This window comes from Hyalangium versicolor (assembly GCF_020103695.1).
Classification (GTDB): domain Bacteria; phylum Myxococcota; class Myxococcia; order Myxococcales; family Myxococcaceae; genus Hyalangium; species Hyalangium versicolor.
Genome location: NZ_JAHXBF010000012.1, coordinates 73,078 through 99,359, shown reverse-complemented (window position 1 = coordinate 99,359; position 26,282 = coordinate 73,078). Strand labels below are relative to the sequence as shown.

Genomic DNA, 26,282 nt, shown 5'->3' with positions numbered 1-26,282 from the left:
GTGCGCCGGCTCATCGAACAAGCATTTCCGTTGAAGAAGGCCAGCGCGGACTCGAAACATGAGAAGTCCGCCGGGCGCAGAGGCCATCTCTCGACGCTGCACATCTGGCCGGCACGACGTCCGCTCGCGGCCTGCCGCTCTGCGGTGATCGCAACGCTGTTGCCGGATCCTGAAGATGCTCCTCCAGAGCTTCGAAGGGAGTATGAGGCGCTCACAGGTTCCTCCGATCCGGCGAGGCAGCGGCAGGAACTCTGCCTGAGGATAGAGAAAGTCACACGGTGGGGGGCGAGTGACGAGGGTGAGCTGGAACGGCTTCGGGGGTTGATCAGCAAGGCCTACGGAGGAGGTGCTCCCAGAGTGCTCGATATCTTCTCTGGAGGGGGAGCCATCCCGCTGGAAGCGATGCGGCTCGGCGCGCATGCCCTGGCGGTCGAGTATAATCCAGTGGCTTGGTTCATCTTGAAGTGCACGATCGAGTTTCCGAGTCGTCTGGCGGGGAAGAGATGGCCTCTGCCGCAAGCTGCGTCCACGAAGTCTGGAACTCAGCTTGTGGCCGTGGGCATGGCTGAGCGGGAAGGGGGACTGGCGGAGCAGGTGAGGTATTGGGGGTATTGGGTTCATGAGAGGGTGGAGCAGGAGCTTGCTCCGTACTTCCCTACGATTGAGCGCAAGCGCTCCGTTGCCTACTTCTGGGCGCGCACCATTCCTTGTCAGGATCCGCAATGTGGCGCAACCGTCCCGTTACTCAAGACGCTGTGGCTCTGCACGAGAAAGGGGAGAGCGCGAGCGCTTCGTCTGATACCGGATCCCCTGAATCGTCAGATCCGGTGCGAGGTGTTCTCCCCTGGCAGCCCTGACGAGGTTGGCGAAGGAACGGTGTCAAATGCCAAGGCGTTCTGTCTTCTCCATGCTCAGCCCCTTGTCATGAGCAGGGAGTACATTCGCAGCTGCGGGGTTTCTGGTCGGCTGCGAGTACTCCTCACCGCTGTGGCAGTCGAGGGGCGGGATGGGAAGGAATACCGTGAGCCGACAGCAGAAGAAATGGAGGCGGTAGAGCTTGCGGCTCGCGACTGTCCGGAGTTCATGAAGACACTCCCTTTTGGTCCGCTGTTTGAGCCGCTGTGTGCGGTTGAACCCGTCCCACCACCGAATGGGGCTCGCGGAGTCGCAAGCCTCCCGAAGTATGGCATCGTGCACTGGGGACAGGTCTTCGCGCCTCGACAGCAACTCGCGCTTGGCGTGATCTCAAAGTGGACGCGCGAGGCAGGCCGTGAGGTTGTGCGGGCGACAGGAGATACCGCCCTGGCGGAGGCTGTCCAGGGGTACCTCTACTGTGTGCTCTCTCGGGCTGCAGACAGGAACAGCTCCATCTGTACGTGGCAGCCAGGGGGCGAGTTTGTCTCGCACTCCTTCGCCAAGTACGCCCTTCCGATGACATGGGACTTTTGCGAGGTTCCCGCAGCGTCTGACGCAACGGGTGGCTACTCCACCGCTCTGGCTCTGGTCGTGGAAGCCATCGCGGGGCTCTGCTCGGCTGCACGTGGGGATGCGGAGGTGCTTCATCAGAGCGCTACTCGCTCGCACGCTCCGTTGCAGGTCGATGCCATCATCACGGATCCTCCTTACTACGGAGCCATTCCGTATGCCGATCTCTCGGACTTCTTCTATGTATGGCTTCGCCGTACCGTGGGTGATCTCTATCCCGAGGTCTTCGAGGGAAATGAAGTGGTGCCGCGAAGTGAAGAGCTGATTCAACACGCGGCCTACGCGCAGGGAGACAGTGAGGCAGCCAGGCGTCGGTATGAGGAAGGAATGGTTGCCGCGTTCTCGAAGGCGGTTCAGGCTCTTGTGCCAGATGGCAGGCTTGTCGTCGTCTTCGCGAACAAACAACCGGAAGCGTGGGATGCTCTGGTCACCTCGCTCATCCGTGCAGGATGTACGGTGACAAGCTCCCTGCCGATTGATACCGAACGCACGGCTAGACTCGGAGCCGACAAAGCAGCCCATCTCTCAACCTCTGTCTGGCTTGTCTGCCGCCCGCGTCGCGCAGACTCGGGTGTTGGGCGCTACAGCGAGGTGCAAAAGCAGATGCACGAGCGGATCTCTGAGCGTCTGCGTTACTTTTGGGAACTCGGCGTCTCCGGACCCGATTTTGTTTGGGCGGCAGTGGGACCAGCGCTCGAGGCATACTCGCTCTTCCGCGAGGTTCGGCGCATCGATGGGTCCCCTTTTACGGTCGGGGAGTTTCTACGAGAGGTTCGCCGTCTCGTGACGGACTTTGCGCTTGAGCAACTGCTTCATGGAGTGTCGACCCAAGGGCTGGATGAGTGGACACGTTACTACCTCATGCACCGCTCGTCCTTTGGTCTCGAGTCTGCGCCTGCGGGGGAGTGTCTTCTCCTCTTGCAGGGGTACAATCTCGAACTCGCCGCACTGCGCAAACCCCGCGGGCTCCTGGCTCATGGGAAGAAGACACGCTCGGGTGAGGATGGAGATGCGGCCGGAGATGAAGAGGAGGATTCCGGACGCAGCAGCGATCTCCGGTTGCTCTCCTGGGACGAACGAAAGAGGGATGGCCTGGGGATGTTGCATCCCTCCGGAGGGCTGCCATTCATCGACGTGCTCCACCGGATGATGCACCTCTGGTCGGCAGGTGAGACGGAGACGCTGCATGAATACGCGAGGGAACAGGGGTTCTCGCAGAGCGAGCTGTTCTGGACCGTGGCGCAAGCTGTGCTCGAGATGAGCGAGCCCAAGTCCCGGGAGCGCTCGTTGCTTGAGGCCATCGTGGCCTGGGGACGTGGCAAGGAACCGCGCTCTGTCGCAGCGCCCTCTCAGCAGACGCTCTTTACCCAGGATAAAACCGTATGACACTTGCTTCCTGGCACGAGGGCTGTCGCGTGCGCGAAGAGGTTCGCACAGGCTTGCTCCGCTTGGCGGAATTCGCCGCTGATCTGAATGCTGTCCGCACACGGGAGGCACATTCCGTCTATCGCGACGCCGAGGCATTCTTTTCGCGTACCTTTCCTACATACAATCTCAAGCGTCTCGTCCGGGAGTGTCTTCAACGACTCGCGGGCCAACCGGGAGCGCCTGTGGTTCGGTTGCAGGTCTCCTATGGTGGTGGCAAGACGCACACTCTGATTACTTTGCTCCACCTGGCTGAACAGGGCCAGCGGTTGGGGGAACATCCCGTGGTCAGGGAGTTCACCCAGTTTGCAGGTTTGCAGCAGTTGCCTCGCGCCCGTGTCGCTCTGTTGCCTCTCGACAAATTCGACGTCCATGAGGGCTTGCAGGTTTACGGCCCTGATGGAGTGACGCGGCGAGTGCGTACACCCTGGGGAGCGCTCGCATACCAGCTCGCTGGAGAGAGTGGATTGGCGCGGGTGAGAGCTCATGAAGACGGTTATGATCCACCCGCCGAGCCCCTGTTGGTCGAACTCCTCCGTATGCCGGCGGCACAGGGTCTCGCGACCCTCGTGCTCTTGGACGAAGCGGTCTGGTACTGTCGCTCGGCTGTCAACGAGGATCCCCGGCGGCTTGGGACGTTGAAGGACTTCTTCCACGCACTCATTCAAGCCGTGGGAAAGGTCGAGCGCTGTTCATTTGTCGCCACGCTCATTGCCTCTGCGCTCGAGGCTCAGGATGTCACGGGAGGACAGGTCCTTCGCGCGCTCGAAGACGAGTTCGGCAGAGCCGAGGAGACTGTCGAGCCAGTAGGCAAGGACGAACTGGCCGAGGTTCTTCGTCGTAGGCTCTTCGAGAGCGTTGCGCCCGAGCCTGAGCGCCGCTCGATCGTGGATGCGCTCATGGCGCGGATGCAGCAGCTCCCTCTTCGTGAGGGGCAGAAGGGCCAGCAGGCCTACGATCGGCTCGTCCGTTCATACCCCTTCCAGCCGGATCTGCTCGATGTGCTCTATCAGAAGTGGACCCAGTTCCCTGGCTTCCAGCGCACGCGAGGCGTGCTTCGATTGCTGGCCCTGGCATGCCGAAGCGTCGACAAGGCCAGGCGGGACATCCTGATGGGGCCTGGGGCCCTGCTGAGTCATGGCGCTGAATTATCAGAAGCCATGCTCGAATTGGTGAAGCAATGCGAAGGAGAGGGCGATTGGCCGAAGATCCTCGTGGGTGAGTTGGAGAAGGCACGTGAGGTGCAGGATGCATTCCCAAGTCTCCTGGCCCGAGAGATTGAAGAAGCAGTCATTGGGACCTTTCTTCACTCGCAACCACGCGGCCAGAAGGCGGATGCGACAGAACTCTACGCCCTGCTCGCCCACCCAACGGTGGATGTCTCGGCCCTCACCGAGGCTCTTGGCAGGTGGCGTGATTTCTCGTGGTTCCTGTCCGAGGAGCCAGGTCTCTGGCGGCTCGGTACCCAGCCGAATCTCACGCACATGCACCTGCGGGCATTGGAGCAGATCTCCTTGAAGCCCGAGCAGGTCTCCGACGAGCTCCGGTCGAGAATTCGCGCCGCCCGGCTCGGAGACGTCGAGGACGGTGTAGTGGCACACCATCTGCCAGACAGCCCCAAGGATGTCAGCGACACGTCGGAGCTGCACTGGGTGGTGTTGCCGCCCGAATGTGCGGTGGAACTCGGTAAGCCCATCCCGCTGAGTGCCGAGGCGTACTTCAATACGACGAGCGGTCCCAGGAACCCGAGAACCTACCGCAATGCCTTGATTGCCATTGCCCCGGAGCGTGCTCGGCTCGCGGGGCTGCGCGAACGGGTGCTCCGAGTACTTGCCTGGCGCGTCGTCGAAGCAGGCGAGGGTGCAAAGCTGCTCTCCGATGTCCAGAGGAAGGAGCTTCAACGACGCAAACGCGAGGCTGAGGACGGCCTCCCTGATGCTGTCCGGGCTGCTTACAGCGTACTCCTTGCCGTAGATGAGGCGGGCGCTGTCGAGGCCAGACAGCTATCTCCCGGTCCGGAGAGTGCATTCGAGCGGTCGAAGAAGGTGCTGCTCGAGGCTGAGCGGCTTCTCACCACGAGCATTGATCCCGAGTTGTTGCTTCCCGGGAGTTATCTGGACCTCTGGGTAACTGGCGAGCGGTCGAAGCAGGCTCGAGAGCTCGTGGCAGCCTTTGCGCAGCTACCCCGTCTGCCCCGGCTCTTGAAGCTGCGTGTGCTTCACGATTCGCTGGGCCGCGGAGTCCGTGAGGGGAAGATTGTGCTCCAGTTCGCTCAGGCGGAGGGCTTCGTGCGGACTTTTTGGAGGACGGGGTTGGAGCCAGAACATCTGACCCAAGCCGGGCTGGAGGTCCTGCCCGTTGCGTTCGCGGTGCTCCACGAACTGGATCCGGAACTGCTGATGCCTGGGCGCATCGAAGGACTCTGGCTGATGGAATCGGCGCCGCTCGGCCTTGCGCGTATCGAGTCCATGTTTGAGGGCATCCTCCACCCCCGGGTTGCTTCCCCCGAGGTCATCGACCGAGCCGTGCGCATGGCCGTGCAGCGGGGATTGCTCATGGCACGTACAGGCGGCCAGGTTTTCCTGCGGCAGGCCTTGCCAGAGGGCCCTATTGCCCACGACCTGGAACTGCTTTCGCCGCCTCCTGCGGTGCGGGGGGGGGAACTGGGACCGAAGGGGCTTCCCGAGGCATGGAGTGAAGGACATAGCCCGTTGGCCTCGATTGTTCGAGCCATCGCCGGGAGGCGAGGGCATTCGGTTCCATGGACGTTGCTTCAGGCTGCGGTGAGTGAAGCGCTTACAACGCGCCTCTTCGAGGTAGTCGAAGAGGGGACGTGGCCCTGCGCTCCGGAAGAGATGGAGCGTGTACGGTTCAGGTTGGTCGAAGTGGTGGAACTGGATGCGGCCGAGTTGGTCTCTTCAGCGACTCAGGCAGTATGGAAGGGAAGTGCACCGACACTGGGCAAGCTCAAGGGAGCGCTTGAAGCGGAGAAAGGCCGTGCCCTCTCCGAGAGTCTGTTTCGCTCGGCGGTCGAGAGTGCGCTGGGGCGCAAGCTCTTCACCTTGAACGACCCACGGAAGGCGTTACCGTCGGGGAGGTCCATCTTTGACGTTCGTGTCCGCATGCCCAAGGCTGCGCTGCGCGCCGAGGCTCAGCTGACGGCTCAAGAGGTTCAGGATTTCGCTGAGACGGTCGTGGAGTTGAAGCGCGCTGCACCTGAGCTCTCGTTCTCATTCAGGATCACTATTGCCGCCGAAGGGGAGCGGCCGTCTGCCGAGGCGTTGGCCAGGCTCAATGAGATGCTGGGACGCGTCTCAGCCCAATGGCAGCTTAAATAGCTACATGACGGATGTCCGTGAGCGGGTGGGCGCGGGTGGGGAGAAACAGTCCACAGCCCAGGTGGCGTCGTCCACCCAAGCCCCTCTCCTGGATCAACACGGAGGACTGGGGCGAGAGGTCGCTGACGATGAGGGCGAAGCCGACCACTTTCTTCCCTGCGATCGAGATGACACGTCGTCGGCCGATTTGTGGGGTTCCCACACAGCCCAGCGCCTCCATGAACTTTCGTGTAGACGTGCGAAACGTGCTTTCGTCGATGGCGTGCTTGAAGGTGACGACGCGTGCCGAGAGAGAGGAGGGGCAAGAGAGTGGATACACCGTGGGGCTCCCCAGGCGGAGCTTGTGGCCCGCAAGCTCGAGTGGGCTGCCGGTGAGAGGGAGGAGAAGTGCAGCAGCCTCCGTCGAGCAGCGCAGCCGCAGCGATCCGTTTCCCAGGTGCAGCATCCCTCGGGATGCCTGTGCCCCGCGCAGATTGAAGACACCGATGTCCCGGCACTCGTGCAGAGAGGGGATGCGACGCGACAACGCCGAGAACAAAAGGTAGGCGTGATCGAGCGGCACGGGACCGCCCTGCACGGGGAAAACGAGGTCGATGAAGGGCATGTCAATCTCGTGAGTTGGAAGGCGGGGCCTCGCTCCCGCCGAGCTGGGAGAGGAGTGCATTCAACTGCTGCTGCTCCGCTTCGCGCTTGAGCCGCAGGTACTTCTTGATCAGGTGCGCTGCTGCCCGCTGCTCCGCTGTGCCAAGCCCGAGAAGACGAGTCTTCCAATTGCGCTCCAGGAGCCGGAACTGCTCGCGTTGGCCTACTCCCGTCGCCTTCTGCTCTTCCAGCCATGTCTTGAGCTCTGTCAGGGCGGCGGAGGTGAGTTCCTGGAGCGGACGGACCGCCGTCCTCGCCTGCCCGGTTGTCGCGGGCTGATCCTCACGAACGAAGCGCCCATATCCCGCACTTGTCTTCCCTCCCAGGCCCCATTCCTCCAGGGCCTCTGCTACGTAGCGGCCCGCGCGCTCGAGCAGTACCTGTCCCTCCTCGACTCCTGACGACAGCTCCAGCGCTATGAGGAAGCAGCCTCCTGGCGCTAGCGTGAGGAAGGACACCGGGTTGGGATCATCGAAGTCCCCGGGCCACTGCGTGCCGCCGCTCTCGTAGTACCTCCGCTGGTGTACGGTGAGAACATCGCGCGCTAGCATGGGGCTCGCTTTCGTGGGCACCCATAGCGCGTCGTGGAAGCGGATCTTCCCCGCCAGGGCCTCTTCTCCAGAGGTATCCACATCTGGAGATCCGAAGAGCAGCCGGAATACCCACCCCGCCCCTCGAATCGGTCGCGGCCCTTTCCACGTCAAACCCCGGAAGGGATCGCGCTCGTCCGTCCCAGGATCGGCACCGGGCCCATAGACTGCCTGAACGTAGTTCGCGGTGAGCCCCTTGAGCGCAGAGCCTGGCAGCATCGGTACCCCCCAGGTGTGGTGCAGCGTCAGTCCCACCCCCGTTGCTGTCGGGTTGCCGTGTCCCACTAGGACGCGTCCCAGAGCTCGGACGGTGAAGCGAAGGATGTCGGGCCCTTTCAGCGAATCCTCCCACCGGCGATATGCGTGGGCGTAGCGCTCCGGCTCACGGCACTGCGCCAGGCGGTCCATCCACTGGTTGCGCTCGGTCGAGCCCTGCGCTTCTTTGGCCAGCAGCACTGGCAGAGGTGCCCAGCGCTCATGAGCCAGCCCTGCGTGACTGGGGATGGCCTTCTCGAGCCAGGCCCTGTCTTCACGCTCAGGGCCTGGAGCCAGCCACATGATCCCCCTCCTTCTTCGTCAAGGTCGCTTGAACTGCCCGTTGGAACCAGACCACCAGGTGGAGCACCTCGCGGGTTGCGAGCATGTAGCTTCGCAGCTCCAGGGCGCGCACCTTGCCTGGCAACTCCTTGCCTTTCACATGGGAGAGCCCAGGGATTCCAGAGCAGGCCAGGTCATCCAAGAGGCGGTGGGCAGCCGGTTTCTCCCGCTCCCGCTCCAGGAAGGCCAGGGCTGCCGCCAGGCCATTGCGCAGCACAGCGCTGCCCAGGGCGCCTACGCGCGTTCCGTAGTCCGAGCGTTCCGGCTCGGGGACTCTCTCCACACACTGGTAGGCATGGAGCGCACGAAGTTGCTCACGTGTCAGACGCTTCATCGCCGCGTCCCCTGGGCAGAATCTGGCCACAGCGCCAGCCGGCATCGCCCTCTGCCGATGGTGGCCTTGCCGCCCAGTTGCAGCATACTGATCCCCTTCAGTGCTTGGTCCAGGACAGTGGTCGCGCTCAGCCTTGTCTCGCGTCGCAGGCTCGGTCCTGCTGCCAACCCGCCCACCAACAGTGTCTCCGCGGGCAGGCTCTCCTCCTTCCATAGCGCTCCCTCGGCGACCGTGCCCGTCTCGGGGTTGATGCGCACGCGTGTGTCCACCTGCGTGGCCGTCTCGAGCAGGAAGTCCATCGTCTCGTCATCCACGACGACGAAACGCTCCCGGAAGAACTCTTCGTCTTGCGGCAGAGCCCCTCCCAGGAAGCGAGCCCATTCCTCCACCAGGCGCTCTTCCTGCACTCCCAGGTCCAGATCTTCCAAGAGGATCTGGCGATCCTTCGGGGTGACGGTGACGTTGCCCGGGCCCACTCGCGCGCTAGGGCCGGCCACGCGCCCCATGGGAGCAGGTAGCCCCGCCAGGTCAGCCAGATCGCGGCGGGCCAGATTGAGCAGCAGTGGCGAGGACACCAGAGCGAAGGTGCCAAAGAAGCTGCGCACCGGCAGCGCCACCAACCGCGCGTCGCCCACCACCAGAGCGCCTGCGTGATCCAACGCTTCGTCTCCTTCCTGGCCGCTCACCTTCCTCAGGGGGCCGAACAGGGCTTCCCATTCAGGGGACGGCAGGCGTCCTCGGTGGGCCTCGCGCAGCACGCCCTTGAGAGATGAGCCTGGGACGAACGGGATGTTCGTCGCGCGCAGGCGGGCAATGGGCAGATCGATGACACCAACGCTCTGTCCTGTCCCCGCGTGAAGGGGTGACAGCGCGTGCAGCAGGTACGGCCGGGTCTCCAGGCTCAAGTGCGTCCCTCCTCGGGGTTCCAGTGCCCGGGCAGGACTCGCCCGAGGCCTTCCTCGCGGCCACCACCCCATGCGGCCAGCCACAACGTTTGCAGGGCGGTGAAGTCGTGCCCGTCTGCCTTCTCGAAGAAGTAGGTGGCCCCCGCGGGGACCAGCCGGCGTGTAGCTCGGGGCTTCCTCCGAGCCATGTCCCAGGTGGACAGCTCGAGCGGCCGGGGCACCAGTGCGGCCCGAAGTACCACCGGATCCTCTACTCCAGGCAGCAGCCCCACCCAAGCGGGGCGGCCCTCGTGCTCGCCGCGCTTCAAGCCGTCTGGGAGCCAGCCGCGTTGGAACTCCGCGGGTGTGGCCAGCACGAGACGCAGTCCGGGGGCTCGCTTCGGCAGATCTCCTGGCGCCGTGAAGAGCTCCGCATCCACCGGTTCGGCAACAGCCAGTCTTCGCTTGCCTCCAAGGCCCACCAGCCCGCGGGGAAAGCCGGGCGCCTCCTCTGGCAGAGCGCACTCCACCCCGAGTGCCCACTCCCCGCTCCGGTCCAAGGTCTCCAGCACCTCTGCCTGGTACAGCATGCCTGGCATGGCCGCCTGAGTGGCCGGATCCAGGGTGACTCGCACGTCATTGCGGCGGACCAGTTCTGGAACGCTCTGGGGAGCGGGGATTTCCCCGCGCAGCCAGCACCGCATGCACTCATCCGTCCAGAAGGGAGGCAGAGGATCTGGTTTGCCTGGGGGCAGGGGCGGATACCACAGTGCCTCCAGGGCGTCGTCATCATCAGGACCCAGCGTGGCCACATCTGTGGGGCGAGGCAGGAGGCGGCGCAGTTGTCCCCCCACGGACAGGGCATCCGCTGGGACAGGCCACAGCCGATGCTCTGGCGTGAAACGGTGGCCCCAGGGCCGCCGGAGCGCCAGCAGTGGACCGAGGGTCACCCCTCGCGTCTCACGCTCCCATGCCTCAGGCGTCAGTACCTCCTGGGTACGGGCCATCAGGGAGTGGCCCCACGCAGCTCTGAGCGCGCCCCGGAGGGTGGAGGGCGGGGGCCAGACATGGGCGTGGCTGCGGCCCACATCGCTGGTGTACCAGCCGCGGCCGTCCTTGCAGAACAGTCCATCCCTCGGCAGCAGGGCAAAGCGCGCGTGGCTCATGCCTCACCTCCTCGAGGGGCGCGCGGTCGTGGGGTGGCTCGAGCCAACATCTCTGCCAGCCACATGCGTTCCGCCCACGACTCCACGCGGGCGCGGACTTCCTCTGCGGGCAGAGAATCCTCAAGCAGCAACCCTGCTGCGGCTGGCGTGAGTCCCGCGCTGCCAGGACTCGCCTCCACCCTGTCCAGAATCCGGGACACTTCTCGCGTCAATACGCGGCCCCAGGATGAGACTTCCGTGCGAGAGCCGTCACCCGCGGGCATTCGCCGCAGCGCCTCTTGTACCTCCTGGACCTTCTTCAACGGCAGTGCTCCCTTCTCTCGAAGGGAGACAGCCGCCTCGAGCACCTTCACAGGATTGTCAGACCACCGCCCTCGCCAGGAGTGCTCGCGGCTCGAATGCAGGCGGGCGAGCAGCGCGAGCCCATTGCGATCCTTGCCCTTGGCCATGGCTTCCGCGTGTCGTCCCAGCGTCAACAGGTCCCCGAGGCTCTCCAGCACGTGGCCTATCCCGATGCCCACGGACAGCGTGGGTTGCTGCCGCACGTGCTTGTCCTTGAGGGACTCGCTCATGGCTTCGCTGAAGGCACGGTGCAACTCGGCCGCGCAGTTCAGTGCGTCCGGAAGGCAGACAAAGGCGAGCACGTCATCCCCGCCGGCGTAGACGAGCACTCCCCGGTGCTTCTCTTCGATGATGTGCCGGGCCTTCGCGGCGAAGCGGGAAAGCCCTCGAGACAGCTCCTGGTGCGCCGTGTGGCCGTGCTTCGCCAGATCCTGGAGAGTGTCACCCATGCGATCGCCATCCGCCACGAGGCAAGCGACATACGGGAATGGCTCGCCCAGCTTGCTCAGCAATGGAGTGACGAACTGGCCGAAGCGGGTGGCCTCCGCGGCAGGCAGCTCCTGCTCCTCGAGGTGGGTCCGCCAGCGGCCCGGGAGCAGGAGCTGAGCATCGAAAGGGAAGCTGCGAACCCATCCTCTTGGTCCCTCCCGCACCTTCGTCAGGATTTCATGGCGGCGCAGGCGCTCACACTCGGCGGTGAGTATCTCCAGCTCTCGGGCGCACTCCGCCTGGGCGAGAGCCGTGTAGGCGGCCAGACCGATGGTGGGCACAGGGATGAACTGTCCGGGGGCTCCACCCGTGCGTTTGAGCAGGCCGATGGCGTCCAACTGCTCACGCCTACCGATGCGGAAGCGCTTCCACTCGCTTCCGCGACGAGGGCCCTCCCTCAGCACCGACTCTCGTGCGCCATCCAGGCTGGACTTGTGGACGCCACCACGCTGGCGTGACCAGGGGTTGAAGGCTCGCAGCCGCTTGCGCCCTGCCAACGCAGCCTCGGTGCGGCGCAGCGCCTCGGCATATCCGCTCCCAGGTTCGAACGAGGTCCAGGCCGCATGGAACTCGAGGAATGAGTCCACATGCTCCCGAGCGGCATCCTCGGCAGTGGGATCGACGAGCTGTGAGTGGTCTCGCCAGACCTGGCTTGCCCATTCACGCAGGCGGGCGCGTGCGGCCTCTCTTGCCGCTTGGGCGACCCCACGCGGATCACCTTCCTTCACCAGGAGCAGGAGCTTGTTGGGAACACCTGTGGCGGATTCAGGTGTGTCGAGGATCGCGGGAATGATGAGCTCTGCATTTCGCTCCAGAGCTGCTGAGGCTGCCCGCTGGCAGAGTTCACTGAGCACGTGGCTGCCGAACCAGAGATCGCGGGTACGCCTGGCTTGAGCAATGAACTCCTGTACGGGGCCAAGGCTCATGAGGAGCAGATGCGCGGGCACGTCAGGACTCCTTCACGTCGGGAATGGACTTCGCCAGCCAGCCGAAGAAGGCCTCACGAAGGCTGGAGGCCTGGAGAGGCGCGTACAGAGCTTTGTCATGGGGAGCCAGGAGCTGATCGAACCGCGCGGACGAGCCGCTCACGGGAGTCCTCTGGCCCTTGAGAAGGAGGACGACCTCCCCTGGAGGGTTCGCGCGGCAGAGCCACAAAGCGACAGGCGTGAAGGAGCCATTCGCCAGGGGCATCGCTTTGACGATCAGGGGCGAGGCCAATCGCTCACGGACCTCCTTGCCGTCGTACCAGCGCAGCTCCACCTCCGCAGGATCCAGGTTGCGATATCTCGCCTTCGTCCGACGGTCCTTGTCCTGGAAGCGGATGGCGATGGGAAGCCCAAAGCCAGCGCGAGGCCATGCGGGTGTTTTCGAGTACTCCGCTCGAGGGAGGTGGGCCCACTGCCTGTTCCCCGAAGGATCCAGGAGCCGGCGTATCTTGTCTGGCTCCGGCCAGTTGGAGCGCCCGGGACGCGTCCGGTCTCCCCTCTCTCGGGCATATGCTCTGGCCGTCCCCTGGTACTGCTCAGGCGGCTGTTCCTGGCGGAACCGTTGGAGCCATTGCAGCGCTTCGAGCCAGGCCTCTCGTGGATCCTGCCGAGTCCGCCCATGGAACAGACGTGCTCCCTGAAGGAGAGGCACCTGCCGCGCCCCTCCTTGAGGAGGAGAGCCGAAGAGAGACAGCCCTCCGAAGAGTCGCTGCAGCTCGGCTCCGCTCGCACCGCGCGGGAGCCATGTCGAGACATCTCCCAAGACTGTGAGGCTGCCGACCCCACGTCGTGTACGCCCTCCGTATCCACCCCAGAGCACCCAGGCGCGGACAGCATTCTCCACCTCGCCTATGCGCCCGGCGGGGGCTCTGAGGCAGAGCTGGAAGCGAAGAGCGGGCTGGAGTCTGGGTGCGGCTGGCTCTTCCGCAGTTGGGCGGGTAGGCCATAGCGCATAGAAGTCCCGCTCTCGCGTGTGAACGGGAGTCGGATCCACTTGCTTGCGGCTCCTATCCACCGCCACGGTCACCTCGACACTGGAGCGTGTTCCTGTGTCATCGCCGACGCCGCCCCACAGCTCACGCTCTCGGCGCGCCAGCTCGATGGGGGCAGGGAATTCGTGGGCATAAAGCGCTCGCCACCAAAAGCGAAGGTGGCCGCGGACCGTGGGCACCCGGATGACATCCACGGTGTCTACCTGGCGAGGGACAGGTGCGCCGCCGAGGATGGGGGTGGTGTTCTCGAGTTCCACCACGAGGGACGCGAGTGGCGCTCCAGAGGAGGAGCGCCGCTGCTGCGGAGGCGGCTCAGGGAGGTCCATGTCACGTCCTCGGATTGAGCAGGGAGCGGTGCCGATCAAAGAGCCGCCCGAAGTGGAGCTTCATCTGGTCCTGGGCTTCGGCTCGGGACAGCGAGTCCCAGCGGCTGAGGACCTGGAGCACGGCGGCGATCAGCTCCTTGTCTGATTCTCGCACCAGGGTGCGCTGGTAGTAGATGGCGAGTCCCAGCGAGTCGCTCTGCTCCGCGCCTTCGAGCTGGACACGCTGCTGAGGGTAGCTCTCGTATGCATCGGGGAAGCCCTGCAGCCCAGCGATCTCGACGATCACCCGCTCCTCCAACGGCGTGCCGTCCTGTTTTCGGGAGGCCTGGACGCCCAGTCGGCAGGCATGGAAGAGCCAGATGAGGTACCGCCGGAGTCGGCGCTCCGAGAGATCCCGGATGGGGCGCTCCGGTTCGAACATGCGCAGGCTCTCCAGGATGTTCCAGACGATGGCTTCCAGCGTCCTGGCTTGTCCCTCGTCCTTCACGACACCGGGCTGCTTGGCCTGGCGCCAGGCGAAGGCCACCTGGACGGCGACGTCGTCCGCGTCGTAGTCCACCGCTTCGAGCACCCAGCCCGTTCGGCCGCTTCCGCTGTAGTTGTAGGAGGTCAGGCCGCCCTGGCGGACGTGGTAGGCCTCGTGGATGATCAGCAGCCGAACACACTCCTTCCAATCCGTGGGGGAGGCCAGCCGTTCGCGCAGCGCTTTCAGCGCCAGCAGCAAGTCAACGTGGAACCTCCATTCTCCTTGGAGGTAGCGGAAGAGCGGCTCGGTTTCGGTGGCCGGGGTGCTGTTGATCTGGCTGTGCAGCAGGTTCTCCCCATCGACGAGGTCGACCAGAGACCGCTGTTCTGGCTCTTTCAGCCAGTGCGCCAATTCCTCGTGGACCTTGCGTACCTCACCGAGCACACGGGAGGCCTCCAGGATCTGCTCGCGGGTGGCCGGTACCTGAGCCGCGCGGCGCTGGGGTCGCATGAGGTGAACAGGGAGATAGCCCTTGTCGGGGAAGAAGTGGTGAAGCCAGAGTGGGCGCTGGGTGTTCGGGTTGAAGGCCGTGCCGAGCGCAGCGGCGAAGCTGGCCGGGCAGTCCATGACCAGCAGCACAGCCTTGGCGCCCTCCAACCGGTCGTGAAGGGTGTCGAGCACGCTGCGGAACTGCTCCACCGCACGGGAGACCTCGCCCGGGTGCTGAACGGCGTTGGTCGAGGGACCTCGAGTGGGCCGCAGACACACGGTGGCCAGCAATTCCGAAGGGTATCTGGCCTGGAAGTCAGCGACGGCCCTGTCCTTGATGGACTTCGTCACCTCGACGATGAGCGCGACGTACCCGTGCCCGCCCTGACGAGTTGCAGGCAGTCCCTCCACTTGGAAGAAGTCCTCTCGAGTGGAGGGCTGCGTCCGGTCATGGCCTGGAGCCCACGCTCCATCCGCCAGCGACTGCTGGTAGACATGGAGCGTCCGGCGAGATAGCCGCCATCCGAGGTGCAGCATCAGGACCAGGGGCGCGCATCCGAACAGATGGACCGGCAGGTGATCGAGACCGAGGTTCGCCTCTTTCTGGAGCAGGAGATCGGCAAATCGCTCGTTTTCATGGAAGGCCCATGCCCAGTCCTGGGGTTGTTGATCGCGAATTCCTCGAGCGGCGTCATGGGGATGGAGCACCACGTCGGCGACATCCTGGTGGCCTTCGTGGCCGCTGCGGCTCAATGCGTCGCGCGCGGCGGACTCGATGACGGGCCGATCGTGCTCGTATCGAAGGATGAGGGCGCGGGATCTCGAGCGGATGGGAATGTCCATAAGGTGGTCACCTGGGCAGCACGCGAGTGGAGGGGAAGGGGCTCAAGGACCATCCCGATACTCAGGACCGAAGAGCGACCGCAGACGGGCATGTGCCTGTGAGGGATAGGACCTCTCTTCGGTGAGGACCAGCCGCATCTCCCTGGCTGCACTCCCCAGAATCGATTGGGCGGCATTTCGGTCGTTGGGGAGCAGGTACTTGTCGACGTTGGGCCCCAACCCTGCTGGATCGGGGCAGGAGCGTTGGACCTGCTGGCTGAGGTGAGAGAAGAGTGCCTCCAGGCCTTCCAGATACCCGGTGGGGGGCGAGGTGAACGCGCTGTAGCTCATGGCCTCCAGGTGGAACGAGCGCAGCGGGCTGGAGCCATGATTGCGGTTCCAATGCTTCACAGCCTTCAAGAGCGGCTTGAGCTTCTTCCCGGCACGCTCATTGGCTGCCGTGCTCAGCTCCTCGTGCAGCCGAGGGTTGCTGCGGATCCACTGCGCTGTTCCCCTTTCGGGGATGAAATAGAACTGCTGGCTTGGCTGCTGGAATGCGGGCACCACGTCGAACTCGATGCCTGGCGAGGAGAACCCGATGTGCACCGAGTGCTCCTGAAGGATGGGCAGCTCCATTCCAGGCCTGAGCGGCTGAAGCGCCTGCCGGATTTGCTTGAGAACGGTGTCCTGCGACTCGGACGGTGGCGAGGAGGTATCCCTCAGCACGACGAAGAGGTCGATGTCGTGCAGGGGGCGGATGGCGGTCCTACGAGCGTAGGAGCCCGACAGGAAGTCGGTCTTCGGGCTGAGCCACCGGCGCAACTGCTCCCGGACCAGTGTGTGCTGGCGGATGACCTCCTCTCGTTGATGGTCGGTGAGTTCCAACGACTCGATAAACCGCTGCACGGCCTCACGCACACTCCACATGGCCTCTCCTTTTCTGGCACCCACAAAAAAGGACGCCAAAAGGAAGGAGGGACCATCGCGGTCAGGTGCTTTTTTCTTGGGAAGGGTCGGCAGCTGCTCTGGGAGGCCGGTACCCAGCCTCGGAGCAGCTCACTTGCGGGTTACAGGTAAGATTTCCTGGAGCTCTCGCGGCGTAGGGCGTTCCGAAGCCTTCTTGCTCAGCATTCGGGAGAGGAGCGTCCTCACGGGGGTCGGAACGCTGTCCGGAAGGAGCTCCAGGGGAGGCGGTTGCTCTAGGTGCTGGGTCATCAGATCCCCTTGAGCTCCCGCGATGAAGGGCAGCCTGCCAGTGAGGAGCTGGAACCCAAGTACCCCCAGGGAATATACATCGGCCTTGGGGCCTGCTGTCTTCGAGTGGACCCACTGTTCTGGGGCCATGTAGTCCCAGGTGCCCAGCAGAGCGCTGCCTGCGGTTGAGACTGGCAACGCGGAAGGCAGCGCACCGTCGCCGACGGTGTGCTTTGCCAGCCCGAGATCCGCGAGCTTGACGGTTACGGCACCAGGCTTCGAGTGGCTCACCAGCACGTTGGCGGGTTTCAGATCGCGGTGGATGAGGCCGTGCGCGTGCAAGCTCTCCAGAGCACTGGCGAGTTGCTGGAGGACCCGCGAGCAGTCCGTAATCTGTAGGCGTCCCCCTCTTGCTGTAAGCAACTGGTGCAGATCCGTGGGGAGCCACTCCAGGATCATGAAAGGGGCGCCTTGAGGGAGAGTGCCCTTGGCCATGGCTCTCACCAGGTGCGGGTGCTGGAGTTCCTGGAGCGCATGTGCCTCGTTGAGGAATCGCGCCACGATCTCCTTCTGCCTGCACCACTTGGGGCGCAGCACCTTTACCGCCACGATTGCGCCGCTGCTCCTGTGGCTCCCCTCGTACAACTCGCTCGTGGCGCCCACCGCCGCTTTGCGGACGATGGAATACTCACCCACCTGGAGACCGAGGGTAGGCTCGGTCAGATTCTGTGCCGATTGCGCCGAGAGCTCTCGTAGCTTCTTCAGCCCCCGCTGCAGCAGCGATTCGACGGCGGCTTTGCTCTTTCCCATGCGCTTGGCGACTTCAGTAGCTGTCAGCTCCTCCAGGTGATGGAGCCGGCAGGCTTCGCGCTGTTCGGCGGGAAGGAGGGCGAGGTTCTTGTCGAGCTGGTTCCACTCCTCCTTCTGGGCAGTTAGCTGGCTTGGGCTCTGCTGCGGGATGGGTACTGCCTGGGCTTCTTCGGCATCCAGAGAGAGGAATCCGGCCGGAGCACGCTTCTTGCGCCCGGCATCACGAGCCAACTGCCGGGCCTGGCTGGAGATGATCTTCTTGACCCAGGCAAACCACTCGCCTTGGGTGAAGCCCTGGAAGGAGGCGAAGTGCTGAACCACTTGTATTGCCGTCTCCTGGTAGATGTCCGAGGGCCGGGAGCCGCCAGGCTGCGCCGTGTCGGCCTTCTGTGCAGCCCAGGCTTCCATCTCCTTTCGGGTGAAACGGAGCAACTCCTCCAGTGCCTCTTTCTCTCGCGCACGCGATCGACGGAGCAGTTCCTCGAAGGTCTTCCCGGACGGGGAAATTGGGCTCATGCCTACTCCTTCTTTCCCACTCCAGCGCATTGTGCAAAACGGAAGCGGACATCCTCACTGTCTCGCTGGAGGAATTCACGGACCAAGGTACATCCCTCCGACAGTGACTTCTGGGCGGGCACGCTCTCTCCGCGAGCTTGAAGGAGTTCTCCATACCCTAGCAGCGCTTGCGCGAGAACCAGTGCATAACGCTTGTTGGTGGGCTCACCTTGATGCACTTCCCGTGCATGCCTCTGTGCATCCTCGTAGTCTCGAAGAGCCTCCTCAGTCCGGTTCTGTGTGGCCTCGAGTGCGCCGCGCTTGACGAGCGTTCGAGCCAGCACCCAGAGATAGAGGTGATTACCCTGCTGAGCCTGGACGCAGGCCCGCGCTTGTTGGAGCGCCTTCTCGAGGTATTGCCCTGCTGCTTCGAGAGTTCCGACCTTTCGCTCCACTTCTGCGCGATCACCCAGGAGGACGGCCAGGACATACTGGTTATACAGGCCGCTATTCTGTTGGTGGTAGGAGATGGCCCTATCCAGGTGCTCAGCAGCGTCGTTCGGAAGCCCGAGCTCGAGCTCCAACCCGGCCATCTCGGCGAGGCTCACAGCCATGGATCGCCGATCATCCTCTTCTTCGCTAGGTTTGGCTTCGAGGCTCCCAAACACCGTCAGGGCTTGAGTGAAGTAGCCATGTGCCTCACTTAAGCGGGCGCGTGCCTGTGCCACCTTGCCGCGCTTGGAGTGGTTGAATGCCAACTGCTTCCGCAGATCTCTGCTCTGAGGCTGGTCGGCAAGACCAGCCTGCAGATGTTCCAAGGCCTGGAGCAGGTGACTGTCTGCGGCATCGAGCGATTCATCATGAAACGCGAGATCGGCCAGCCGTTGTTGGAATTGAATGAGAGCCAACCGGATCTCGGGGCGTGTCCCCGCCTGAGAGCGCAGCGCCTCCAACTTCTCTTGGAAGGATTGGAGCATCTGTGTACGCCCATGGAGCGTGTAGGGGAAGCGGCTGAACTCCCAGTCCAGATCGCCAACAATGTCATCTGCCTCGGCAATGAACTGCTGGAGGGACTGATCCGCTCGTTGGTGCTCCTGCTCTGCTCGAGCTGCAAAGAAGAGGATGGTCACCCCTGCCAGAAGAGAGGCTGCCACGAGTGCTCGCCGCCTCCAGGTACGCCGCCGTTCCGATTTCTCAGCGGCTCGGATGAAGCGGGCTGCGCGAGGGCTCATCCGTCGTGCCAGCGGGTTGGCACCGCGCGGCACTGCTGAGCCACCGCGGTAATAGGCGAGCAGGGTGCCCGTAGGCAGTCCTTCGGTCGGACACTTCGCCTGCTCCCAGACATGCGCGGCGACCTCGAGGTCCTCATGGAGTTCGAGTAGCATTCGCTCCTCGTTGATCCATCGGACCAACGAGGGGACCCTGTGGAGCAGCGTCTCGTGCACCAGTTCTACGCGTTGACGTGAGGGCTCTTCTTCTCCAGAGAGGGTGATGAGCCGAAGCCCCTGCGCTTCCTCGAGCTTGCTGCTCGTGCGCATTCCGCTCAGCCGCAGCAGTACCGTTTCGGCAAGTTGGCCACCCTCTGCCGCGGTGAGAGCCTCTTCGCGAGAGCGAGGGCGGCGTGTATCAGGCACGCCGCGGCCTATCTGGACCAACTCCAGGAGGAGCCACTTGGCGCGCCTTCGCCCTTCATCGCCCAGGCTATCCAGGAGTTCTTCGGCCTGATGCGCCAGAGCGCCCCCCACCCCACCGAGTTGCTCATAGTCCTCGAGAGCCAGCAGCGTTCCACCACTGAGCGTCCATAACTCCCGCAGCGCGTGTCCCAGGAGTGCGAGTCGGCTGCCTTCGCCTCGGGCATCCCGTACCATTTGTTGTGCCAGCCCAGGACCGAGCCGGAGACCTGCGTGCCAGGCCATGCCCTGGATGACTTGCTCCAGTGCCGCTTCATCCATGGGCAGCAAAGGGTAGCGGGCCGCTCCAGGGAGCTGGCGCGCCACAGTGGGTAGTTGCTCCATCCGGTGCAGGAAGTCGCTGCGCAGGCTCGTGAGCAGCCGGAGCGGGCACTCTGGGGAGACGAGCGCAGTGGACAGCAGAGCATCCAGCCGTTGGCACTCGGCCGAGCCCAGTGTGAAGAGCTCCTCCATGGGATCGATGATCAGGAGCAGGAGAAACTCCTGGGGGGTACGATCTGTGACGAAATCCCGAAGAGCGTTGGCTCCCTGTGACAGCGCGCGCTCGACTTCCTCGGGAGAACTCTCGGGACCTGTGGTTGCGTACACGTCAGCCAGGGCCTGGGCAAGGCTCCGAAGCGGCATGTCGGAAGGGCGTAGGGTAGCCACGAGCCAGTGTGGAGCCCCTGAGGAAGGAAACTCTCTGAGCCGTGGCAGCAGCCCTGCCTGAATCAGGGAGGACTTGCCTACGCCGCTGGGCCCCTCCAATTGCACCCACCGCTTTCTTCCGGAGAGGGCATCCTCGAGCAGCGAGAGCATCGCCTGCGTCTCCGTCTTACGGCCGAAGAACAGCTCTGCCTGTGCCCCCGTGAAGGAGGCCAGTCCGGGAACAGGGCAGACGTCCTGTGTCATCTCCCAGGGGGCGCTGAGCATGTTCCGGCAGCGCAGCATCGTCGGCCGCTCCGCGGGCTCCTTGGCAAGCATGGAGGCGACGAAGGCGGAGAGCGTTCCGGGGAGGGCGGGCACCAGCTGCTTCAGGGGGGGGGGCTCCTGGTTCGCGTGCGCGGAGAGGACGTCGACAGGGTCGTCCGACACAAAGGGTCTATGGCCTGCGAGTAGCTCGAAGAGCAGCACGCCCAGCGCATACACGTCCGCGCGTCCGCTCACAGTCGACGGACTGCGGCGCTGCTCTGGGGCCATGTATGTGTAAGTCCCAATGAGAGACGGCTCCTGCGTGTGGATCTGAGTGGTTACGAGCACGCCGTCCGGAGCGGGTGGCAGCTTGGCGATGCCAAAGTCCAGAAGCTTGACGTGATGGCCTGAGAGAGCCTTTTCGTTCGGGCAGAGGAAAATGTTTTCTGGCTTCAGATCTCGGTGGACGATGCCCTGCGCATGGACATCCGCCATGACAGCAGCGATCTGCGCGCAGATGGCTAGAGCGGTTGGGATGGGTACAGTGCCGGGATGTTTCTGCATCCACTGGTGCAAGGAGAGACCCTGGAGGTACTCCATCGCCAGGAAGACCATGTCTCCCAGTTGTTCGCACTCGAAGACCTGAACGACACCAGGGTGCTGGAATTGAGCGAGTGCACGCCCCTCTTGAAGGAAGCGGGCGATGTGGTGTGGATCCTGTGCTTTTTCAGGCCGCAGGATCTTGAGCGCCACTTGTCGTCCAATCTGTTCGTGGACTGCGGCAAAGACATGGCCCATGCCACCGCTGCCAAGAGCATGCAGCAGCCGGTACGGACCGACATGACTGGGAAGGGGAGGCGTCATGGTGGTGAGAGAAATCTACCCGTGCTGGCGCTCGGACAGCACTCACCATGTGTGCATCGTCCAACGGGAGGACTCTCGTTTGGACGACCTATGAGGAACTCAGAGCGAAGGGCGTCGGGTGCATCGGCACGCCAACCGACCCCCCCTTGGGGGGCATGCCATCTTCAATGACTTCGAGGGGGACTGCATTCCCTTCGTCAAGGGCTGAGAACCCTCAGCGCGGCGAAGTCCAGGTGGCCATCGGCGCCGGAGCCGCGTCGCGCACCTTGTGCTGGCGCTGCTTCGGATCGGGGCGCTCCACGACACGGCCGACGAGATCGTAGTCGTGAGCCTCGGTCACCTCGATGGTGACGAACTCACCCGGATAGGCCAGGCCATCGTTGATGTAGACCTGCCCGTCGATCTCTGGAGCCTGACCCTCGTGGCGGCCCACCAGGAGGTGCTCCGTCTCGGGGCTGGGGCCCTCCACGAGCACCTCGATGCGCTTACCCACGAGCTTCTTGTTCTGTTCGCGGTTGATGCGCTTCTGGATGGCCATGATCTCGCGCCAGCGGCGCTCGATGAGCTTCTGAGGCACCTTGTTCGGCATATCGAACGCCGCGGTGTCCTCCTCGTCCGAGTACTGGAAGACGCCCAGCCGCTCGAAGCGCTGCGTCTTGACGAACTCCTTGAGCAGCTCGAAGTCCTCCTCGGTCTCGCCCGGCAGGCCGACGATCATCGACGTGCGCATCACCAGCCCCGGCACGCGGGTGCGCAGCTTGGTGAGCAGGTCCGTGAGGAACTGCGAGTTGCGGCCGCGCTTCATGGACATGAGCAGCTTGTCGCTGGCGTGCTGCAGGGGCATGTCCAGGTACTTGGCGATCTTCTTCTCGGTCGCCATGACCTCGATGAGTTCATCCGGGAAGATGCGCGGGTAGGCGTAGTGCAGGCGGATCCAGCGCACGTCCACCTTGACCAGCTCCTTGAGCAGCTCATGGAGCTTGGGCTTGCCGGGCAGGTCATGCCCGTAGGCCGTAAGGTCCTGTGCCACGAGGTTCAGCTCCTGGACGCCCTGATCAGCCAGACGCTCGGCCTCGGCGATGATGTCCGCGATGGGACGCGAGCGCTGACCGCCGCGCAGCTTGGGGATGATGCAGAAGGCGCAGGCGTTGTCGCAGCCCTCGGACACCTTGAGATAGGCGGTGTACGAGGGCATCGAGTTCTCGCGCGGGGTGCGCGCGTCGTGGATGTAGTCCGGATCGGGGATGACCTGGCGCGGGGAGGCCTCGGCGGCGAGCAGGTCGCCGATCTGGGCATACGCGCCGGTGCCGAGGAAGTGGTCGACCTCGGGCATCTCCTTGGACAGCTCGCCGCCGTAGCGCTGCGAGAGGCACCCGGTGACGACGAGTGTGCTGCATGCGCCGGATTTCTTGTACTCGGCCATCTCCAGGATGGAGTCCACCGACTCCTGCTTGGCAGGGCCGATGAAGGCGCACGTATTGACGACGATGACCTCGGCCTCGGAGGGCTCCTGCACGAGGCGGTAGCCGCGCTGCTTGAGCGTGCCGAGCATCACCTCGGAGTCCACCCGGTTCTTCGGGCAGCCGAGGGTCATCATGTAAAGGTTCTTGGTGTCTTGCTGCACTGCGTTACCGCTTTCCGAGTTGCGTCCGCGCGAAGTGGTCTCCACTCCAGGCGAAGTTGGTGATTGCGCCGTTCGAGTAACCGATGCTCAGCGCGCCGTCTTCTTCCAGATTGATCGAGAGGGCCCGACCCAGCGCACAGGTGGCAGCCGGCCACTCGAGCACACTCTGGGCCGTCCGGTCCTTGTTCGAGAGCAGATAGAGCCCCAAGCGTAGCTCGTGCTCCGAGTCGCACTTGCCCTCGACGGCATAGGGGTCCTTGCCGGAGACAACGGTGAGGAGGGTGCGACCTCCAGACAGGGTGAGTGTCTCGGGGATATTCACGTTGACCTTCTCGGGCTCCACCGCCTCTGGAGCGACCATGGAGCGCAGCGACTCGGAGGTCAGGGGCTTCTCGGCCTCCACCCAGACCGGGTAGTGGAGGATGCCCCAGCCCAGCCATCCGCCCTGGGTGGCCTCGAGCGCGGTTGCTTCCTCGGAGGGCTTGAGCTTGAGGCCCTTGCGGAACTCCTCGGGCAGCTTGAGGGCATCACCGATCATGCCCCCGTCCTTGCAGTTGGAAACGGGGGTGGCCTTCTGGCCCACCGCATCCTGGTCCTCGAAGGTGACGCAGAGATCGAAGACGAGCGGATCCACTGTGGGAAAGCGCGGGAAGGCGGTGACGGGGAGGGCGATCTCCAGGTTCAGCTTGTCGTCATTGCGCAGGACGCCGACGTCGACCTTCTCCTGCGCGGAGGCGGAGGTCCCACTGTCCGGGGGAGAAGCGCGCTTGCCATCGAAGGCGAACCGGAAGGTGTTGCCAATCGCGGTGGGCCCTGCGCCGGGGAAGAAGAGGGTGAGGGTGATGAGATCGCCGGCGATGAGCTGGTCATCCGTGGCCTCCACGCCGACATAGAGCGTGTCCTTGCGCCAGGCCACCCGAGCGGTGAAGGAGGCGGTGGCGTCGGTGGAGGCGGGCGGACGGAACGTCACGGACGGAGCGAAGTCCTTGAGGTTGCCATCCAGCTTGGGAGCCTTGGCGAGCGCGGGAACAGCCTTGCTGGGGCGCTCCTGGGCTTGGGAGAGCGCGGGCGCGAGCAGAAGGCACAGGGAGAGGAGAGGCGCACGCATGACTAATCCCGGAAGTTGGTGAACTGCATGTCGAGCTTCAGCTGGTCCTGCTCCTGGCGGAACAAGGCGATGGCAGCCTGGAGATCGTCCTTGTTCTTTCCGGTGACACGGAGTTGGTCCGCCTGGATGGAGCCCTGGAGTTTGAGCTTGGACTCCTTGAGGAGCTTGATGAGCTCCTTGGCCTTGTCCACGGGGATGCCCTGCTGAAGCTTGATGGGTTGCTTGACGTTGTGCAGACTCGTTTTTTCGATGTCGAGGAACTCGAGCGCGCGCAGGGAGATGCCGCGCTTGGCGAGCTTGGCCAGGAGGACCTCCTTGGCGGCCTGGACCCGGTCCTCGCTGTTGGCCTTGACGGTGAGGACGGTGTTGTCCGGGGACAGGAGGATGTCGGCCTGGGCGCCCTGGAAGTCGTAGCGGGTGCTGAGCTCCTTCTTGGTCTGGTTGACCGCGTTGTCGAGCTCGGCCAGGTCGATCTTGGAGACGACGTCGAAGGAAGGCATGGGCGCCAGGGCCCTTATCACACCTTGACGACCATGGGCACCACCAGGGGGCGCTTGGCGGTGAAGAGCTTGAAAGCACGGCGGACGGAGCGGGTCACCTCTTCTCGCACCAGGGCGTCATCTCCGCGCAGCTGTGGGGAGAGCTGGAGGAAGAGGCTCCGGGCCTCGTCGGCGATCCGGGGCAGGAGCACCTGCTCATCCAGGGACAGTCCATGGCCGGACAGCTGGGGGCCGGCCATCAGCGCGAGCGAGGCACGATCGATGACGACCGCGGCGACGACGAGGCCGGTCTCGGCCAGTTTGGTGCGTTCCTGGAGGGCTTCCGGAGTGACCACGCCGCCGCTGTAGAGGTCCTTGTGGACGCGACCGACGGGAACGCTGCCGGCGAAGCGGGCCTGGCCTTCCTCGAAGGTAATGAGGTCCCCGTCCTGTGCGAGGAGGAGCTGAGCGGGGGCGAGGCCAGACTCGCGAGCGGTAGCCAGGTGGCGGTGGAGGTGGCGCAGCTCGCCATGGACGGGGATGAAGTGGCGGGGGCGGACGATGTCGAGGACACGTCGTTGTTGCGGCTGGCTGGCGTGGCCCGAGACATGGACACCGGGCTCCACTTGCGCGTAGACGATGCGAGCCCCAGTCCAATGGAGCTGGTCCAGGAGGGCTCCGACAGAGCGCTCATTGCCGGGGATGGGGCGGGAGCTGAGGACGACCATGTCCCCGGGTTCGAGCTTGACGGGCCCGTTGCGGGCAGCGATCTGGGCCAGTCCGGCGCGAGTCTCTCCTTGGGCTCCGGTAGAGAGGAGTACCAACCGGTTGGGAGGCAGGCTTGGAGCGGATTCCAGAGGGATGAAGAGGGACTCGGGCACATCGAGATAGCCGAGCTGTCGAGCCATCTCCACGTTACGAGTCATGCTGCGGCCCTGGAGTGCCACCCTTCGCCCGGACTGCTCGGCGAGTTTGAGGACGGTGCGCACGCGGTGGAGGTTGGAGGCGAAGAGGGCGACGACGATGCGGCTCTGGGCTTCCCGGAAGAGGCGGTCGAAGGTCTGCTCCACCACCCGTTCGCTGCCGGTCTCCTGGGTGAATTCGGAGTTGGTGGAGTCGGACAGGAGGCAGAGGACGCCTTGATCACCTGCTTCACCCCAGCGCTCGAGATCCGTGCGCAGGCCGTCAATGGGATCGGGATCCAGCTTGAAGTCCCCGGTATGAATGACGGTGCCCTCGGGGGTACGGAAGATGTAGCCCACGGCATCTGGCACGGTATGGGTGACGCGGCTCGCCTCGACGGTGAAGACGGAGCCCACGGGGAAAGGAGTGCGGGGTTCGATCTCTCTCAGATCCGCGATGACACCCAGCTCATCCAGACGTTGCCGTGCCATGGCGAGGGTGAAGCGAGTGCCATAGACGGGAACAGGCACTTCGGAGAGCAGGTAGGGAAGGGCGCCGGTATGGTCCTCGTGGCCGTGGGTGAGGACGATGCCCTTGAGCTGCGAGGCGTTCTGCCGAAGGTGACTGAAGTCGGGGATGATGATGTCCACACCGGGGGCGGCTTCGGAGGGGAACATGAGCCCAGCGTCGATGAGGACCATCTCTCCACGGCAGGCCAGCACCATGGCGTTGAGGCCGATCTCGCCCAGCCCTCCCAGGGGAATCATATGAAGCATGCCCTACTCATTATGGACGGAGGCCCGACGCCGCCCGAGTGTTTTGAGCAGGCGCCCGCCTTGTTGCCTGCCGG

Annotated in this window: 17 protein-coding genes; 2 read left to right on the top strand and 15 right to left on the bottom strand. The window is 64.2% G+C overall.

Annotation, left to right across the window (positions count from 1 at the left end; all coding sequences use genetic code 11):
* Both KY501_RS24860 and KY501_RS24855 read left to right on the top strand, forming a co-directional pair.
* A complete protein-coding gene (locus KY501_RS24860; protein ID WP_224365798.1) occupies positions 1-2,871 on the top strand; it encodes a DUF1156 domain-containing protein in 2,871 nt (956 codons plus the stop codon).
* Positions 2,868-6,248 (top strand): DUF499 family protein, encoded by a 3,381-nt coding sequence (locus tag KY501_RS24855; RefSeq protein ID WP_224365796.1) that lies wholly within the window; start codon positions 2,868-2,870, stop codon positions 6,246-6,248. The genes KY501_RS24860 and KY501_RS24855 overlap by 4 nt, the downstream gene beginning before the upstream one ends.
* Here the strand turns inward: KY501_RS24855 and cas6 are convergent.
* From cas6 to KY501_RS24775, 15 genes are all read right to left on the bottom strand, one after another.
* Entirely contained in the window at positions 6,241-6,852 is a 612-nt protein-coding gene (cas6, locus tag KY501_RS24850) for a type I-MYXAN CRISPR-associated protein Cas6/Cmx6 (RefSeq protein WP_224365794.1), read from the bottom strand. The two genes, KY501_RS24855 and cas6, sit on opposite strands and share 8 nt — an antisense overlap.
* A gap of 1 nt (position 6,853) precedes the next feature.
* On the bottom strand, positions 6,854-8,038 hold the full coding sequence (cmr6, locus tag KY501_RS24845) for a type III-B CRISPR module RAMP protein Cmr6 (RefSeq protein WP_224365791.1): 1,185 nt from the start codon (positions 8,036-8,038) through the stop codon (positions 6,854-6,856).
* A complete protein-coding gene (locus tag KY501_RS24840) occupies positions 8,016-8,411 on the bottom strand; it encodes a type III-B CRISPR module-associated protein Cmr5 (RefSeq protein ID WP_224365789.1) in 396 nt (131 codons plus the stop codon). Before KY501_RS24840 ends, cmr6 begins: the two co-directional genes overlap by 23 nt.
* Positions 8,408-9,316: a type III-B CRISPR module RAMP protein Cmr4 gene (cmr4, locus tag KY501_RS24835; RefSeq protein WP_224365787.1), complete on the bottom strand. Its 909-nt coding sequence runs from the start codon at positions 9,314-9,316 to the stop codon at positions 8,408-8,410. The genes KY501_RS24840 and cmr4 overlap by 4 nt, the downstream gene beginning before the upstream one ends.
* The gene (locus KY501_RS24830; protein WP_224365785.1) at positions 9,313-10,461 is read right to left on the bottom strand and encodes a type III-B CRISPR module-associated Cmr3 family protein; all 1,149 of its coding nucleotides are present in this window, start codon (positions 10,459-10,461) and stop codon (positions 9,313-9,315) included. Before KY501_RS24830 ends, cmr4 begins: the two co-directional genes overlap by 4 nt.
* On the bottom strand, positions 10,458-12,239 hold the full coding sequence (cas10, locus tag KY501_RS24825; protein ID WP_224365783.1) for a type III-B CRISPR-associated protein Cas10/Cmr2: 1,782 nt from the start codon (positions 12,237-12,239) through the stop codon (positions 10,458-10,460). The genes KY501_RS24830 and cas10 overlap by 4 nt, the downstream gene beginning before the upstream one ends.
* 1 nt (position 12,240) lies before the next feature.
* Positions 12,241-13,596 carry an RAMP superfamily CRISPR-associated protein gene (locus tag KY501_RS54630; RefSeq protein ID WP_255636827.1) on the bottom strand — a complete coding sequence of 452 codons (1,356 nt, stop codon included), beginning with the start codon at positions 13,594-13,596 and terminating at the stop codon, positions 12,241-12,243.
* A 1-nt stretch (position 13,597) separates the two neighbouring features.
* Positions 13,598-15,394: an SAVED domain-containing protein gene (locus KY501_RS24810; RefSeq protein ID WP_224365781.1), complete on the bottom strand. Its 1,797-nt coding sequence runs from the start codon at positions 15,392-15,394 to the stop codon at positions 13,598-13,600.
* A 42-nt stretch (positions 15,395-15,436) separates the two neighbouring features.
* On the bottom strand, positions 15,437-16,300 hold the full coding sequence (locus KY501_RS24805; RefSeq protein ID WP_224365779.1) for a nucleotidyltransferase domain-containing protein: 864 nt from the start codon (positions 16,298-16,300) through the stop codon (positions 15,437-15,439).
* Positions 16,301-16,429: 129 nt separating this feature from the next.
* Entirely contained in the window at positions 16,430-17,893 is a 1,464-nt protein-coding gene (locus tag KY501_RS24800) for a sigma-70 family RNA polymerase sigma factor (protein ID WP_224365777.1), read from the bottom strand.
* Between the two features lie 2 nt (positions 17,894-17,895).
* Positions 17,896-21,318 carry a serine/threonine-protein kinase gene (locus tag KY501_RS24795; protein ID WP_224365775.1) on the bottom strand — a complete coding sequence of 1,141 codons (3,423 nt, stop codon included), beginning with the start codon at positions 21,316-21,318 and terminating at the stop codon, positions 17,896-17,898.
* A gap of 214 nt (positions 21,319-21,532) precedes the next feature.
* Positions 21,533-22,912, bottom strand: a complete 1,380-nt coding sequence (gene rimO, locus KY501_RS24790; RefSeq protein ID WP_255636843.1) for a 30S ribosomal protein S12 methylthiotransferase RimO — start codon at positions 22,910-22,912, stop codon at positions 21,533-21,535.
* 34 nt (positions 22,913-22,946) lie between these two features.
* Positions 22,947-24,050 carry a DOMON domain-containing protein gene (locus tag KY501_RS24785; RefSeq protein ID WP_224365771.1) on the bottom strand — a complete coding sequence of 368 codons (1,104 nt, stop codon included), beginning with the start codon at positions 24,048-24,050 and terminating at the stop codon, positions 22,947-22,949.
* A 2-nt stretch (positions 24,051-24,052) separates the two neighbouring features.
* Entirely contained in the window at positions 24,053-24,550 is a 498-nt protein-coding gene (locus KY501_RS24780; RefSeq protein WP_224365769.1) for a YajQ family cyclic di-GMP-binding protein, read from the bottom strand.
* A 17-nt stretch (positions 24,551-24,567) separates the two neighbouring features.
* The gene (locus KY501_RS24775) at positions 24,568-26,208 is read right to left on the bottom strand and encodes a ribonuclease J (RefSeq protein WP_224365767.1); all 1,641 of its coding nucleotides are present in this window, start codon (positions 26,206-26,208) and stop codon (positions 24,568-24,570) included.
* Positions 26,209-26,282 lie beyond the last annotated feature (74 nt).

Excerpts from the sequence above, each read along its gene's own strand:
- KY501_RS24780 (WP_224365769.1), bottom strand. The coding sequence starts at position 24,550 with ATGCCTTCCTTCGACGTCGTCTCCAAGATCGACCTGGCCGAGCTCGAC.
- KY501_RS24775 (WP_224365767.1), bottom strand. The coding sequence starts at position 26,208 with ATGCTTCATATGATTCCCCTGGGAGGGCTGGGCGAGATCGGCCTCAAC.
- KY501_RS54630 (WP_255636827.1), bottom strand. The coding sequence starts at position 13,596 with ATGGACCTCCCTGAGCCGCCTCCGCAGCAGCGGCGCTCCTCCTCTGGA.
- KY501_RS24800 (WP_224365777.1), bottom strand. The coding sequence starts at position 17,893 with ATGAGCCCAATTTCCCCGTCCGGGAAGACCTTCGAGGAACTGCTCCGT.
- KY501_RS24805 (WP_224365779.1), bottom strand. The coding sequence starts at position 16,300 with ATGTGGAGTGTGCGTGAGGCCGTGCAGCGGTTTATCGAGTCGTTGGAA.
- KY501_RS24855 (WP_224365796.1), top strand. The coding sequence starts at position 2,868 with ATGACACTTGCTTCCTGGCACGAGGGCTGTCGCGTGCGCGAAGAGGTT.
- KY501_RS24830 (WP_224365785.1), bottom strand. The coding sequence starts at position 10,461 with ATGAGCCACGCGCGCTTTGCCCTGCTGCCGAGGGATGGACTGTTCTGC.
- KY501_RS24840 (WP_224365789.1), bottom strand. The coding sequence starts at position 8,411 with ATGAAGCGTCTGACACGTGAGCAACTTCGTGCGCTCCATGCCTACCAG.
- KY501_RS24810 (WP_224365781.1), bottom strand. The coding sequence starts at position 15,394 with ATGGACATTCCCATCCGCTCGAGATCCCGCGCCCTCATCCTTCGATAC.
- KY501_RS24795 (WP_224365775.1), bottom strand. The coding sequence starts at position 21,318 with ATGACGCCTCCCCTTCCCAGTCATGTCGGTCCGTACCGGCTGCTGCAT.
- KY501_RS24785 (WP_224365771.1), bottom strand. The coding sequence starts at position 24,050 with ATGCGTGCGCCTCTCCTCTCCCTGTGCCTTCTGCTCGCGCCCGCGCTC.
- cmr6 (WP_224365791.1), bottom strand. The coding sequence starts at position 8,038 with ATGTGGCTGGCTCCAGGCCCTGAGCGTGAAGACAGGGCCTGGCTCGAG.
- cas6 (WP_224365794.1), bottom strand. The coding sequence starts at position 6,852 with ATGCCCTTCATCGACCTCGTTTTCCCCGTGCAGGGCGGTCCCGTGCCG.
- rimO (WP_255636843.1), bottom strand. The coding sequence starts at position 22,912 with ATGACCCTCGGCTGCCCGAAGAACCGGGTGGACTCCGAGGTGATGCTC.